The sequence below is a fragment of the Sediminicoccus sp. BL-A-41-H5 genome, from assembly GCF_050632405.1.
Classification (GTDB): domain Bacteria; phylum Pseudomonadota; class Alphaproteobacteria; order Acetobacterales; family Acetobacteraceae; genus Roseococcus.
Genome location: NZ_CP192601.1, coordinates 4,235,761 through 4,249,237, shown reverse-complemented (window position 1 = coordinate 4,249,237; position 13,477 = coordinate 4,235,761). Strand labels below are relative to the sequence as shown.

The window sequence follows — 13,477 nt, the reverse complement described above, 5'->3', positions numbered from 1 at the left end:
CGCGCGGGGCGGGGCAGGCGGGCGCCGCGCGACACACGCGACAGAACCCGCGACGAAAGCATGACATAACCGCCGCATGCCCGATGATGCCGTCTCCCTGGGCGCGCCCGGCCATGACGCCGCGCTGCTCGATGCCCTCTTTGCGCTGCCCGATGCCGCCTATCTCGACCTCGACGGCGAGGGGCGCATCCGTCGCCTGGCGCCCGGCTTCGCGCGCATGCTCCGGGCTGGTGCCCCCGCCCCCGGCGCGCTGCTCCTGGACTGGCTGGAGGCGCTGCTGGAGGCCGAGATCTTCGCCATGCCCTCGGCCCTGCCGCACCTGCTGGCCCCCTTCCAGGCCCCCGCCGGCGGTACGGCGCGCTGGGCGCGGGCCGATGGCCGCGCGCTGCACCTCACGGTGCAGGTGCTGCCGGGGGGCGGCCGCCTCGCGCTCCTCGCGCAGATCCGCGCGGATGAGGAATCGGCGCAGCAGCTGCTGCGCAGCGCCTATCTGCTGGAGAACGTGACCGACGCCGTCGTGCTGATGGACCCGGGCGGCACCATCCTCGACAACTCCACCGGCCGCGGCGACCTGCTCGGCCTGCCGGATGAGCTGGTGAAGCCGGGCCGCACCCACCAGGACATCCTGCGCTTCATGTACCGCCGCGGCGATTACGGCTTCGACCAGCCGGAGGAGGAGTTCGTGGCGCAGCGCCGCGCCATGATCCTCGGCGCCGGCCGCTTCACCCTGCCGAGCCGCATGCCCGACGGGCGCTGGGCCGAATATAACTTCCGCCCGCTGCCCAATGGCGACCTGCTGATCCTCGTGCGCGACGTGACCGAGCTGCGGAACGCGCTCGCCGCACTCGAGGCCGAGCGCGCCGAGCGCGAGGAGGAACGCCGCCGCGCCGCCCTGCTGCTGGAAAGCACCGAGGATGCCATCCTGCTCTTCGACGCCCGCGGCGTGCTGCTCGAGACCTCGCGCAACGTGGATGACCTCTACGACCTGCCGCCCGCGCTCTTCGCGCGCGGCGCCACGCATGAGGGGCTGCTGCGCGCCGTCCATCGCCGCGGCGACCATGGGTTCGCGGAGACGGAGGAGCAGTTCGTCGGCCGCATCCGGCACGTCGTCTCCAAGCCCGGGCGCCGCCAGGTGGTGCGCGTGCTGCCCAATGGCCGCTGGGTCGAGGTCACGATGGACACGCGGCCCGACCTGTCGCTGCTGATCAATGTCCGCGACATCACCGGCCTCAAGAAGGTCCAGCTCGCGCTCGAATCCGAGCAGCAGAAGCTGCGCCGCGTCATGGACAACATGCGCGACGGCGTGATGCTCTTCGACGATGAGCTGCGCTGGACCATCGTCAGCGAGCCCATCAAGCGCTTCTTCGACCTGCCGGACCATTTCGGCCTGGGCACCAGCCTGCGCGAGGTGACGCGCTTCCAGACGCTGCGCGGCGATTTCGGCCCCGTGCCGGCGACGGAGGCGGCGCTGGCGGAGGCCATCGAGGCGCGCATCCAGGGCCTCATGGAGGCGGGCGGCCGGCGCTATGTCCGCAAGACGGCCAATGGCTACTGGCTCGACATCCGCATGCAGCCGCTGCCCGATGGCGGGCTGCTCGGCTTCTATCGCGACGTGACCCTGCTGAAGCAGCAGGAGGAGCAGGTGGAGGCCGAGCGCCACCTCCTGCTCGAGCTGCTGAACGGCCTCGATGAGGCGGTGGTGCTGCTGGGGCCCGACCAATCCATCCTCGCCAGCAATGCGCGCGGCACGGATTTCCTGCCCGAGCGGCCGGAGTTGCTGGCCCCGGGCGGCAGCATGCGGGAGGTGCTGCGCCACCTCTACCGGCGCGGCGAATACGGCACGGAGCTGGAGGAGGAGGCGCGCATCGCCGAGCGGCTCGCCTTCATCACCGCGCCCTCCGGCCAGCGCTACACCCGCCCCGCGCAGGATGGCCGCTGGGTCGAGTTCCAGTACACGCCGCTCTCGGGCGGGCGCACGCTGATGCAGGCGCGCGACGTCACCCCGCTGAAGCGCGGCGAAGCCGAGGTGGAGGAGCAGCGCGCCCTGCTGGCCGAGGTGCTGAACTCCATGGACGCCATGGTCGTCCTGCTCGATTCCGACAGCCGCGTCGTCATGTCGAACGGGCGCGGCCGCAACCTGCTGAACATTCCGGCCGAGCTGGTGGATGAGGGCGGCAGCCTCCGCGAATCCATGCGCTACATGTACCGGCGCGGCGATTTCGGCTTCGACCAGCCGGAGGAGCATTGGGTGGATGGCCGCGTGAACGCGGTGCTCGCGGGCAAGCCCGTGCGGTTCACCAGGCCCGCGCCCGGCGATCGCTGGCTGGAGTTCAGCTACAGCCCGATCGGCAAGGGCCGCATCATCGCCCAGGGCCGCGACGTGACCGCGCTCAAGGCCAGCGAGCAGGCCGCCATCGCGGCGAAGGAGGCGGCGGAGGCCGCTGCACTCGCCAAATCCAGCTTCCTCGCCGCCATGAGCCATGAGATCCGCACGCCGATGAACGGCGTGCTCGGCATGCTCGAAGTGCTGGGCCGCTCCGAACTCAGGCCCGAACAGGCGCGCAGCGTCTCGGTGATGCGCGAGAGCGCCCACTCCCTGCTGCGCATCATTGATGACGTGCTGGACTTCTCGAAGATCGAGGCCGGCCGCCTCGATGTGGAGAGCATGCCCTTCAGCCTGCGCGCCATGGTGGAAGGCACGATCGAGACGCTGACGCCGGAGGCGAAGCGCCGCGGCCTCGCCCTCTTCGCGGATGCCCAGGGCCCCGGGCCGGACTGGCTGGAGGGCGACCCGACGCGCGTGCGGCAGATCCTCTTCAACCTCGTCGGCAATGCGCTGAAATTCACCGAGCGCGGCTTCGTGCGCATCTCCGCCCAGGCCGAGGCCCAGGCCCAGGCGAAGGACAGCCGCGCGCTGCTGACGCTGACGGTGGAAGACAGCGGCCTCGGCATGGACGAAGCCACGCTGGCGCGCCTCTTCCAGCCCTTCACCCAGGCCGACAGCTCCACCACGCGGCGCTTCGGCGGCACCGGCCTTGGCCTCTCGATCGTCCGGCGCCTCGCCGAACTCATGGGCGGCGAGGTGCGGGCCGAGAGCCAGCCCGGCCGCGGCAGCCGCTTCACCGTCACGCTGCGCCTCGGCATCGCGGCCGCGCCGGAGGTGCTGAGCGCCATCGCCCGTGGCGCCGCCCCCGCCCCGGCCCCGGCACCCGATGCGGCCGGCGGCGTGCTTGTGGTGGATGACCACCCGGTGAACCGCGAGGTGATGCTGCGCCAGCTCGAGATCCTCGGCATCACCGCGCAGACGGCGGTGGACGGCGCGGATGCCCTGGCCCGCTGGCGGGAGGAGCGGCAATCCATCCTCCTGCTCGACATACACATGCCGGTGATGGACGGCTTCGAACTGGCGCGCGCCATCCGCGCCGAGGAACAGCGGCTGGGCCTCGCGCGCACCACGCTCATCGCCGTCACCGCCAATGCGCTGAAGGGCGAGGCGGAGCGCTGCTATGCCGCCGGGATGGACGGTTTCCTCGCCAAGCCGCTGCACATCGAAGGCCTGTCCCGCGCGCTGGCGCGTTTTCTGCCCTCGCTCACGACGGAAGGTGCCGCGCAGGGCGGCGCGCTCTTCGACCCCGAGGCGCTGCGCGGCCTTTTCGGCCAGGATCGCGCGCGGCTCTCCAGCATCCTGGAGAGCTTCGCCGAGCAGGCGCGGCACGACATCGCGGCGATGCAGGCGGCGGAGACCGCTTCCCTCGGCCAGGCGGCGCATCGCCTGAAGGGGGCGTCGCGCATGGTGGGCGCCCGCCTGCTGGCCGAGCAGGCCCAGGTGGTGGAAAGCGCGGTGAAGGAAGGCCAGGAAGAGACGGCCCGCACCGCCGCCGCGACGCTGGACCGCCTGCTGGGTGAGACGCTGGAGGTGGCGCGGCCGCTGCTCGACAGCGCCTGAGCCGCCAGGGTCAGAGCGCCGCCGCCGCTTCCATCACCTGCGCCGCATGCGCCTCGGGCTTCACCTTGCGCCAGATCGCCTTGATCTTGCCGTCGGCGCCGACCAGGAAGCTCGTGCGCTCCATCCCCATGTACTTCTTGCCGTACATGCTCTTCTCTACCCAGGTGCCATAGGCGGTAGCCACCTTCTGGTCGGCGTCGCTCGCCAGCGGGAAGGTCAGGTTGTACTTGGCCGCGAATTTCTCGATGGGCGGCAGGGCGTCGGGGCTGATGCCGATCACCTCGAGGCCGATCTTGCCGAGCTGCGGCAGCGCTTCCTGGATGCCGCAGGCCTGCTTGGTGCAGCCGGGCGTGTCCGCCTTCGGGTAGAAATAGAGCAGGTAGGGCTTGCCCTTCAGCTCCTTGGAGCTGACGGTGCGCCCGCCCGAGGCCGGCATGCTGAAGGCCGGCGCCTTGGCGCCGACGGCGAGTTCGCTCATGCGATCATTCCCTTGCTGCAACTGCCCTGGAAGATGCGTGCGGCGCGCGCCGGTTCAACCACCCGGCGACGCAAACGCGATTCAGCCGCCCAGCATCCGGCGCAGCTTCCGCACCGCGCTGCCGGGCGTGGAGAACACCGGCCTGCCTGTCGCCTGCTCCACCATCGGCGCCACATGCGCGAGGCTGAACTGGCCGAGCGCGATGGCGTCGCAATCCGCCAGCCGGCGGGAGGCCTCGACGGCCAGGCGGTCATGCTCCGCCACGTCGCCGGCATCGAGTGCCGCCAGCGCGCCCTCGGCGAGGCAGGGCACCACCTCGATGCCGGCCGGGAATTCCGGCGGCATCGAGGTCAGCGTGCCGGGGAAGGTGGCCAGCAGGCCGACGCGCTTCGCCCCCGAGGCGATGATCTCCTCGATCATCGCCTCATTGGGCTTGAGCACGGGCATGCCCGCATGGTCCGCCGCCACCGCCTCGATGCAGGGGCCGAAGGCCGAGCAGGTGAAGAGGATGGCCTGCGACCCCGTGCCGGCGGCATAGCGGCCGAGGGTGCGGAAGCGCTCGGTCATCCCCGGCGTCAGCTTCCCCTCGCGCGCGAGGTCGGCCGAGAGGCTGTCATCCATCAGGTTCATCAGCGTCTGGCCGGGCCAGAGCGCGGCAAAGGCGGCCTCGATGGGCGGCGGCGAATGCCGGAGCGCATGGATCAGGGTGATGCGGGCCATGGGTCAGCTCGTCTTGCAGCGGCGCAGCGCGCCCGGGAATTCCACGCAGCCCGGCAGCAGCACCTCATCCGGCCCACGGCGGGAGACGCGCAGCAGGTTCGGGTTGCCGTCGCAGCCGAAGCCGATCTCCGGCATGGGCCGGCCCTGGACCGGGATCAGGCGGAACTCCAGCCCGTCCGGCGTCACCGCGACCGATTCGATGGCGCGCTGCCGATAGGCGTAGTCGAGGCTGGAGACGCGCATGATCAGGTCCCGCATCACGATGAGCGCGACATTGCCGAAGCAGCCCGGGCCTTCCGTGTCCACCGCGGGGAAGATGCCGCCGGTCCAGCTGCCGAACATCCATTCATGCGGCGGGCCCTGGTGCGGCTGCGCCAGCGCCGGCGCGGCGAGGATGGCGGGCGTGGCCAGAAGGCCGGACAGGGCCGGCAGGAAGGAACGGCGGCGCAGCATGGGGGCTCCCGGGGAAATGCCTCAACCCGTTGTAGCGGCTCGCGGCGGCGGCGTCATTCCCGGTGCTTTCGGACCCGGATCAACGGCCTTGGGGCCATCCTTCACCGGAATATGCATGAGGGCGGCGAAGGCGGCGGCCGCGATGCAGAGGCTCCACATCAGGTCATAGCTGCCGGTGCGGTCGAAGATGAAGCCGCCCAGGAAGGCGCCCGCGAAGCCGCCCAGCTGGTGGCCCACGAAGACCAGGCCGAACATGGTGGCGAGCCAGCGCGTGCCGAAATTCCGCGCCATCAGCGCCACCGTGGGCGGGATGGTGGAGAGCCAGAGCAGGCCCATCACGGCCGAGAAGATCAGCACATTCGTCGTCGTCTTGTCGGCCAGGAGGAAGATCGTCATCAGCACGCCGCGCCCGGCATAGATGATGATCAGCAGTTCCCGCCGCTTCCAGCGCTGCGACAGCTCACCCGAGATGAGCGAACCCGCCACGTTGAACAGCCCGATCAGCGCGATGGCGGCCGCGCCCACGCTGGCCGGCAGGTGGCAGCTCGCCACGAAGCCCGGCAGATGGACGGCGAGGAAGCTCACATGCAGCCCGCAGACCGAGAAACCGAAGAAGATGTACCAGAAGGTCGGCGTGGTGAGGCCGAGCTTGAGCGCCTGCATCGCCGTCTGGTCATCCTGCCCGGGCTTGGGCGGCGCCGGGCGGCCATCCAGCGGCATGGCCAGCGGGATCATCAGCAGCGCCGCGCCGGCCAGCAGGTAGAGCGCCCCCTCCCAGCCGGCCAGGTTGATGCCGAGCTGCGCCAGCGGCACCACCGCGAATTGCCCGAAGCTCGACCCCGCCGTGCCGAGGCCGACCGCGCGCCCCCGCAGATGCTCGGGCAGCAGGCGCGTCAGGCTGGCGTTGATGACGGGCATGCCGGCGGCCGAGACGGCGATGCCCATGACGATGCCGGCGAAGAAGGTGAACATCGGCAGGCCCTGGCTCAGCGCCATGCCGAGGATGCCGATGGCATAGAGCGCGGCACCCCCGATCACCACCGTCCGCCCGCCGATCCGGTCCGCCACCTGGCCCACCAGGGGCTGGGCGAAACCGTTCAGCAGCACCTGCAGCGCGATGGCGAAGGCGAAGCCGGAGCTGGACCAGCCGAGCGTGGTCGTCATCGGCGCCAGGAAGAGCCCGAAGCTCTGGCGCAGCCCGGTCGCCAGCGCGGCGCAGAGCACGGCCCCCGCGATGAGCAGGGTGGCGCTTCGCGGATGGGCGAGCATGGGCGTGACCTCCTTGACGGAGTGGCAGTGTTTCACGCCCCTACGGACCGCCACAAACGCGCCTGACGCATGGCCAGACGATTAGTCATGCAATTTATGCGGCCCGACGGCTATAGGCCGCGTCCATCATGACATCGGCCAGCACGGCGAAGGCCTCGGCCCAGGCATCCTCCACCTCGGGGGTGAAAGCCTCGCCCATGCCCTGGCGCAGCGTCCAGAGCAGGGCGGCGCCCACACTCGCGTAGTGGTGCCGCTCCACCCCGTAATCCACATGGCGGCGGGCCATCTCCCGCAGCTTGGGCACCAGCACATCCGGCCGCTCGAGCGAGGCGACGGCCATGGCCAGCGCCTGCATGAGCTTGGCCCCCTGCGCCGCCATGTCGGTCCGGGCAAAGAGCGGGCGGGTGCTCGGATCGATCTCCATCAGCCGCTGGTAGAAGAGTGCCGCGGCCGGCCCGGCCATGGGGAGCACGCGGTCGAAGCTGCCGCGCAGCAGGGCTATGCGGTGCATGTCCATGTTGTCGTTCTCCTGTCCGAACAAGGACAGGCTAGGAGCGCTTCGTGTCACGAAGATCGTGCGAAGGGGGCGAAATTGTCGCGTCTGTCGCGCGCCCGGCGTTGCGTGGGGGCGACGCCCGCGCTACCGCCCCCGCCTATGTCCCTTTCCACTGCCGATTTCGACTATGCGCTGCCCGAGGAGCTGGTGGCGCAAAGCCCGATCCGCCCGCGTGACGCGGCGCGGCTGCTCGTCGTGCGCCCGGACGCGCTGGAGGATCGCGGCGTGCGCGACCTGCCCGGGCTGCTCCAGCCCGGCGACGTGATGGTGGTGAACGACACCCAGGTCATCCCCGCACGCCTGCATGCCAGGCGCGGCGAGGCGCGCATTGAGGTGATGCTGAACCGCGCCGAGGGGGATGGCACCTGGCATGCCCTGATCCGCAACGCGCGCCGCATCCGCCCGGGCGACACGCTGACCATCGAGGGCAGCGAGCTGACGGCCCGCGTCGTCGAGAAATTCGAGGGCGGTTCCGCCCGCCTCGATTTCGGCAGCGACCCGGACAAGCTCGCCGCGGCGCTCGACCAGGCGGGCGAGATGCCCCTGCCCCCCTACATCCACCGCGAGAGCCCGCGCGGCGAGGACCGCGCCGACTACCAGACCATCTTCGCCGCCCGCCCCGGCGCCGTGGCCGCGCCCACCGCCAGCCTGCACTTCACCCCCGCGATCCTGGCCGCCCTCGAAGCCCGCGGCGTGCAACGCGCGACCGTCACGCTGCATGTGGGTGCGGGCACCTTCCTGCCGGTGCGCGACGGCGACCCGCGCGCGCACAAGCTGCACCATGAATGGTGCGAGCTCTCGCCCGAAGCGGCCGCCATCATCAACGCGGCGCGCGCCGAGGGCCGGCGCATCCTCTGCTGCGGCACCACCGCGCTGCGCCTGCTGGAGACGGCGGCCATGGGCATCACCGACCGCAGCAGCCCGATCCCGCCCTTCCGGGGCCTCACCGACCTCTACATCCTGCCCGGCTTCGAATTCCGGGCGGCGGACATGCTCATGACCAATTTCCACCTGCCCAAATCCACGCTGCTCATGCTCGTCTCCGCCTTCGCCGGCCAGGCGCGGATGAAGGCCGCCTATGAGCACGCGGTGCGCGAGCGCTATCGCTTCTTCTCCTACGGAGACGCCTCCTTGCTGTATCGCGCGCCATGACGCTGCACTGGACCCACGCCGCCACCGATGGCCGCGCCCGCGCGGGCGTGCTGCACACCGCCCATGGCGAGGTGCCGACACCCGTCTTCATGCCCGTCGGCACCGCCGGCACGGTGAAGGCGATGACGGCGGATGCGGTGCGCTCCACCGGCGCGCGCATGGTGCTGGGCAACACCTATCACCTGATGCTGCGCCCCACGGCCGAGCGCGTGGCGCGCCTCGGCGGGCTGCACCGCTTCATGGACTGGCACGGCCCGATCCTGACCGATTCCGGCGGCTTCCAGGTGATGAGCCTCGCGGGCCTTCGGAAGATGGACGAGGACGGCGTCACCTTCCAATCCCATGTGGACGGCTCGAAGCATCGCCTCACACCCGAGCGCAGCATCGAGATCCAGCATCTGCTGGGGGCCGATGTCACCATGTCCTTCGACGAATGCACGCCCTTCCCGGCCACGCATGAGCAGGCGGCTTCCTCCATGCGGCTGTCCATGCGCTGGGCCGCGCGGGGGCGCAAAGCCTTCGTGGAACGCCCGGGCCATGGCCTCTTCGGCATCGTCCAGGGCAGCACCTTCGAGGATCTGCGCGCCGAGAGCGTGGCGGCGCTGACCGGGATCGGCTTCGAGGGCTACGCCATCGGCGGCCTCGCGGTCGGCGAGGGCCAGGAGGCGATGTTCGCCACCCTCGATTTCACCACGCCCATGCTGCCCACGACCCATGCGCGCTACCTGATGGGCGTGGGCAAGCCCGCCGACCTGCTCGGTGCCGTGCGCCGCGGCGTGGACATGTTCGATTGCGTGATCCCCACGCGCTCCGGCCGGATGGGCCGCGCCTACACCTCGCGCGGGCAGCTCAACCTCCGCAACGCGAGATATGCCGAAGATGACCGCCCGCTCGACCCCGACTGCTCTTGCCCGGCTTGCCGCAACCACAGCCGCGCCTACATCCACCACTTGTTGAAGTGCGAGGAGATGCTGGGGCCGATGCTCCTCTCCTGGCACAACATCCACTACTACCAGGCGCTGATGGCCCGCATGCGCGAAGCCATCCTGGCCGGCCGCTTCGAGGCGGAGGCGGCGCTCATCGAACATGATTGGACGAAGGACGGCGAGGAATGACCGCCAAGACCGAGACCGCCGGCCTCACCATGCTGGGCGCACACACGCCGATGCCCAGCAACCCCGATGAGGCGGTGCTGGAGCGCGTGCCCAATCCGCACCGTGACATGGCCTATTGCATCCGCTTCACGGCGCCCGAATTCACCTCGCTCTGCCCGCTGACGGGCCAGCCGGACTTCGCGCATCTCGTGCTGGACTATGTGCCGCGCGACTGGATCGTGGAGAGCAAGTCGCTGAAGCTCTTCCTCGCCAGCTTCCGCAACCACGGCGCCTTCCATGAGGCCTGCACGCTCGACATCGCGCGGCGCCTGATCACGCTGCTGGAGCCGGTGTGGCTGCGGATCGGCGGCTATTGGTATCCGCGTGGCGGCATCCCGATCGACGTCTTCCACCAGACCGGCACGCCGCCCGAGGGGGTATGGATTCCGGCGCAGGACGTGCCGGGCTATCGCGGCCGGGGGTGATCGGCCGGGCCGATCGGCCTGATCGCGGCCGGCATCTTGCCCGCCGGCAGGCAGGGCGGCGAAGCTGGCCCCGCCCCCGAAGGAACAGCCCCATGCGCCACCTCTGCGTCCTGGCCCTCCTCGCCCTCGCCGCGCCGGCCGCGGCGCAGCCCAGCTTCTCGCCCGCCCCGGGGCCGGCCTACCCGAACACGATCTGCGTGGTGAACACGGTCCAGGATGAGTTCTGGGCGGTCTTCGATACCCTCGCCCCCGGCCAGAACTGGGCGATGGCCGTGGGCCTCAGGATCATCGGCCCGATGGCGCCGCAGTGCATGTCCTTCGCCCCGGGGATCGCCGTCCGCGTGCGGGTGACGATGCCGGTGCGGTCGGGCTCCGGCGGCACCACATCGAACCTGGTCTGCACACAGCTGCTGCAGCCGGTCCGCAGCGCGACGGTGAACATCACCGGCGCCCCGCAGGCCCCGGTCTGCTCCTTGTCCTAGGGGGCGTTGGCCTGGCCGCCGGCGGCCTTGCGGTAGCTCGTCTCCACCTCGGTGATCAGCGGCTGGGGCTGGGGCAGCGCCAGGCCTTCGGGGCCGGGCACCGCCAGCCCCTCGCGCGTGAGCGCGCCCAGGATCCGCGTCACCACCTCCCGCCGCGTGCCGATCCGCGCCGCCAGCTCGTGATGCGGGCGGGCGGGCGCCACCACCATGGCCCCGCCCCCGGCCGGGCGGCTCATCCGCAACAGCAGCGCGATCAGCCGGGGCCGTACCGGCAGCAGCATCAGCTCCATCAGCCGCGCCTCCCGCTCGCGCAGCTGCACCGCCAGCATCCGCATCACCTGGTGCGAGGCCTCGGGCGTGGACAGCGCGGCCTCGAGAAAGGGTGCCGCCGGCACGATGCAGACCCGCGCCGGCGTCAGCGCCACGAGGCCGAGCGCCGCGGGCCCGCCATCCAGGGCCGCCGCCTCGCCGAAGAACTCGCCGTGGTTCAGCTCGCCCAGGATGATCTCGCGCCCCGCGGCGCCGCGCAGGACGATCCGCAACTGGCCCTCGGCGATGAAGAAGACCTCCCGCGCGGCCGTACCCGGCTCCAGAAGGACCTCCCCTGCCTCGGCATCCTGCCAGCGGGCGGCGGCGCCAAGGGTCGCCAGGGCCTCGGCGGCGAAGAGGCGGAAGAAGGGAAAGCGGGCAAGGTCATCCACGCGGCGGCCCTCATCGAACGGATTCGTCGCCGCACTCTCGCACGGCGCCGGCGGGGCGTCGCGTGCGACGTGATGGATCAGGCCGCGCCCACGGTTGCGCGGGACTCCGCCGCCCCTGTATGGTCCGGCTTCAGGGACAGCGAACACATCATGAACGACCTCTTCGCGGGGCGTGGCGGGAAAGCCGCCGCCTCCAGCTACAATGCCGCCGACATCGAGGTTCTGGAGGGGCTGGAGCCCGTCCGGCGCCGGCCCGGCATGTATATCGGCGGCACGGACGAGAACGCGCTGCACCACCTGGCGGCCGAGATCATCGACAACGCCATGGACGAGGCGGTGGCCGGCCATGCCGACCGCATCGAGGTGGTGCTGGAGACGGGCAACTGGATCTCGGTGCGCGACAATGGGCGCGGCATCCCGGTGGACCCGCACCCGAAATTCCCGAAGCTGTCCGCCCTGGAAGTCATCCTGACCACGTTGCACTCCGGGGGAAAATTCTCGGGCAAATCCTACGAGACCTCGGGCGGCCTGCATGGCGTGGGCAGTTCGGTCGTGAACGCGCTGGCCGAGGGGCTGGAGGTCGAGGTCGCGCGCGGCGGTGAGCTGTTCCGCCAGACCTATGCGCGCGGCAAGCCCACCAGCAAGCTCAAGCGCGAGGGCGAGGTCCGCAACCGCCGCGGCACCATGATCCGCTTCAAGCCCGACCCCGAGATCTTCGGCGGGCTGATGTTCAAGGCGGAGCGGCTGTTCCGCCTCTGCCGCTCCAAGGCCTATCTCTATCGCGGCGTCGAGATCCGCTGGAAATGCGACCCCACGCTGATCACGGGCGAGACGCCCGCGGAATCCGTGCTGCATTTCCCGGGCGGCCTGTCGGACTTCCTGGCGACCGCGATCGAGGGCCGCAGCGCCGTCGTCCCCACCCCCTTCGCCGACACGGCCGAATTCCCGGATGGCGCGGGCCGCTGCGAATACGCCATCACCTGGCTCGAACAGGGCGATGGCTTCCTCTCGACCTACGCCAACACCATCCCCACGCCCCAGGGCGGCACGCATGAGGCGGGGCTGCGCGCCGCCCTGCTGAAGGGCCTGCGCGCCTATGGCGAGATGAAGAAGGAGAAGCGCGCGGCCAGCATCACGGCGGAGGATTTGCTGACGGGCCTCGCCGGCATGCTCAGCGTCTTCATCCGCGACCCGCATTTCCAGGGGCAGACCAAGGACAAGCTGACCAATGCCGACGCCCAGCGCCTGACCGAGAACGCGCTGCGCGACCGCTTCGACCATTGGCTGGCGGCCGACCCCGCGAGTGCCGACAACCTCCTCGCCTTCGCCATCGAGCGCGCGGAGGAACGCCTGCGCCGCCGCGCCGAGAAGGAGACGCCGCGCAAGAGTGCCACGCGCAAGCTGCGCCTGCCCGGCAAGCTCACCGACTGCTCGCGCGAGACGCCGGAGGGCACCGAGATCTTCCTCGTGGAAGGCGACAGCGCCGGCGGCTCCGCCAAGCAGGCGCGCGACCGCGAGACCCAGGCCGTGCTGCCCCTGCGCGGCAAGATCCTGAACGTCGCCAGCGCGAGCGCCGAGAAGCTGCGCGGCAACCAGGAGCTGAAGGATCTGATCGAGGCGCTGGGCTGCGGCGTCGGCGAGAAATTCGACATCAATCGCCTGCGCTATGGCCGCGTCATCATCATGACCGACGCCGATGTGGATGGCGCGCATATCGCGGCGCTGCTGATGACCTTCTTCTACAAGGAGACGCCGGAGCTGGTGCGCCAGGGCCGCCTGTATCTCGCGCAGCCGCCGCTCTTCCGGCTCCAGGCCGGGGGCAGGAGCGTCTATGCGATGGATGACCGAGACCGCGAGCGCCAGCTGAAGAAGCATTTCAAGGCCAACCAGAAGGTTGAGGTCAGCCGCTTCAAGGGCCTGGGCGAGATGCCCGCCCAGGTGCTGAAGGAGACCACCATGGGCGCCAAGAACCGTGTCCTGCTCAAGGTGGTGCTGCCGCCCGAGGAGCGCGCGAAGACGGCCGAACTCATGGAGGCGCTGATGGGCCGCAAGCCCGAGCTGCGCTTCAAGTTCATCCAGGACAATGCCGCGAGCCTGGATGAGGAGGCGGTGGACGCCTGAAGGCTCCGCGCGACTGATTC

General features: G+C 70.5%; 12 protein-coding genes. 6 read left to right on the top strand and 6 right to left on the bottom strand.

Features of this window, described 5'->3' with window-relative positions; translation table 11 throughout:
- The first annotated feature begins 76 nt into the window (after positions 1 to 76).
- A complete protein-coding gene (locus ACQ860_RS20830) occupies positions 77 to 3,946 on the top strand; it encodes a PAS-domain containing protein (RefSeq protein ID WP_431305239.1) in 3,870 nt (1,289 codons plus the stop codon).
- Between the two features lie 10 nt (positions 3,947 to 3,956).
- On the opposite strand, the gene bcp is transcribed toward ACQ860_RS20830, so the two are convergent.
- From bcp to ACQ860_RS20805, 5 genes are all read right to left on the bottom strand, one after another.
- On the bottom strand, positions 3,957 to 4,424 hold the full coding sequence (gene bcp, locus ACQ860_RS20825; protein WP_431305238.1) for a thioredoxin-dependent thiol peroxidase: 468 nt from the start codon (positions 4,422 to 4,424) through the stop codon (positions 3,957 to 3,959).
- An 81-nt stretch (positions 4,425 to 4,505) separates the two neighbouring features.
- Entirely contained in the window at positions 4,506 to 5,144 is a 639-nt protein-coding gene (locus ACQ860_RS20820) for an aspartate/glutamate racemase family protein (RefSeq protein ID WP_431305237.1), read from the bottom strand.
- 3 nt (positions 5,145 to 5,147) lie between these two features.
- Complete coding sequence (locus ACQ860_RS20815; protein ID WP_431305236.1) at positions 5,148 to 5,597, bottom strand: hypothetical protein; 450 nt, start codon at positions 5,595 to 5,597, stop codon at positions 5,148 to 5,150.
- 21 nt (positions 5,598 to 5,618) lie between these two features.
- Positions 5,619 to 6,866, bottom strand: coding sequence for an MFS transporter (locus ACQ860_RS20810; protein WP_431305235.1), 1,248 nt, complete (start codon positions 6,864 to 6,866; stop codon positions 5,619 to 5,621).
- Between the two features lie 94 nt (positions 6,867 to 6,960).
- Positions 6,961 to 7,383 (bottom strand): globin family protein, encoded by a 423-nt coding sequence (locus ACQ860_RS20805; protein WP_431305234.1) that lies wholly within the window; start codon positions 7,381 to 7,383, stop codon positions 6,961 to 6,963.
- A gap of 138 nt (positions 7,384 to 7,521) precedes the next feature.
- Between ACQ860_RS20805 and queA the strand changes: the two genes are divergently transcribed.
- From queA to ACQ860_RS20785, 4 genes are all read left to right on the top strand, one after another.
- Positions 7,522 to 8,574: a tRNA preQ1(34) S-adenosylmethionine ribosyltransferase-isomerase QueA gene (queA, locus tag ACQ860_RS20800; protein ID WP_431305233.1), complete on the top strand. Its 1,053-nt coding sequence runs from the start codon at positions 7,522 to 7,524 to the stop codon at positions 8,572 to 8,574.
- On the top strand, positions 8,571 to 9,689 hold the full coding sequence (tgt, locus tag ACQ860_RS20795) for a tRNA guanosine(34) transglycosylase Tgt (protein WP_431305232.1): 1,119 nt from the start codon (positions 8,571 to 8,573) through the stop codon (positions 9,687 to 9,689). Before queA ends, tgt begins: the two co-directional genes overlap by 4 nt.
- Complete coding sequence (queF, locus tag ACQ860_RS20790) at positions 9,686 to 10,153, top strand: preQ(1) synthase (protein ID WP_431305231.1); 468 nt, start codon at positions 9,686 to 9,688, stop codon at positions 10,151 to 10,153. Before tgt ends, queF begins: the two co-directional genes overlap by 4 nt.
- A 92-nt stretch (positions 10,154 to 10,245) precedes the next feature.
- On the top strand, positions 10,246 to 10,635 hold the full coding sequence (locus tag ACQ860_RS20785; RefSeq protein ID WP_431305230.1) for a hypothetical protein: 390 nt from the start codon (positions 10,246 to 10,248) through the stop codon (positions 10,633 to 10,635).
- On the opposite strand, the gene ACQ860_RS20780 is transcribed toward ACQ860_RS20785, so the two are convergent.
- Positions 10,632 to 11,336: a Crp/Fnr family transcriptional regulator gene (locus tag ACQ860_RS20780; protein WP_431305229.1), complete on the bottom strand. Its 705-nt coding sequence runs from the start codon at positions 11,334 to 11,336 to the stop codon at positions 10,632 to 10,634. The genes ACQ860_RS20785 and ACQ860_RS20780 overlap by 4 nt on opposite strands.
- Before the next feature lie 150 nt (positions 11,337 to 11,486).
- Between ACQ860_RS20780 and parE the strand changes: the two genes are divergently transcribed.
- Entirely contained in the window at positions 11,487 to 13,457 is a 1,971-nt protein-coding gene (gene parE, locus ACQ860_RS20775) for a DNA topoisomerase IV subunit B (RefSeq protein ID WP_431305228.1), read from the top strand.
- The last annotated feature ends 20 nt before the right edge of the window (positions 13,458 to 13,477 follow it).

Excerpts from the sequence above, each read along its gene's own strand:
- ACQ860_RS20805 (WP_431305234.1), bottom strand. The coding sequence starts at position 7,383 with ATGGACATGCACCGCATAGCCCTGCTGCGCGGCAGCTTCGACCGCGTG.
- ACQ860_RS20820 (WP_431305237.1), bottom strand. The coding sequence starts at position 5,144 with ATGGCCCGCATCACCCTGATCCATGCGCTCCGGCATTCGCCGCCGCCC.
- ACQ860_RS20785 (WP_431305230.1), top strand. The coding sequence starts at position 10,246 with ATGCGCCACCTCTGCGTCCTGGCCCTCCTCGCCCTCGCCGCGCCGGCC.
- bcp (WP_431305238.1), bottom strand. The coding sequence starts at position 4,424 with ATGAGCGAACTCGCCGTCGGCGCCAAGGCGCCGGCCTTCAGCATGCCG.
- queA (WP_431305233.1), top strand. The coding sequence starts at position 7,522 with ATGTCCCTTTCCACTGCCGATTTCGACTATGCGCTGCCCGAGGAGCTG.
- ACQ860_RS20830 (WP_431305239.1), top strand. The coding sequence starts at position 77 with ATGCCCGATGATGCCGTCTCCCTGGGCGCGCCCGGCCATGACGCCGCG.
- tgt (WP_431305232.1), top strand. The coding sequence starts at position 8,571 with ATGACGCTGCACTGGACCCACGCCGCCACCGATGGCCGCGCCCGCGCG.
- ACQ860_RS20815 (WP_431305236.1), bottom strand. The coding sequence starts at position 5,597 with ATGCTGCGCCGCCGTTCCTTCCTGCCGGCCCTGTCCGGCCTTCTGGCC.
- parE (WP_431305228.1), top strand. The coding sequence starts at position 11,487 with ATGAACGACCTCTTCGCGGGGCGTGGCGGGAAAGCCGCCGCCTCCAGC.
- ACQ860_RS20810 (WP_431305235.1), bottom strand. The coding sequence starts at position 6,866 with ATGCTCGCCCATCCGCGAAGCGCCACCCTGCTCATCGCGGGGGCCGTG.
- queF (WP_431305231.1), top strand. The coding sequence starts at position 9,686 with ATGACCGCCAAGACCGAGACCGCCGGCCTCACCATGCTGGGCGCACAC.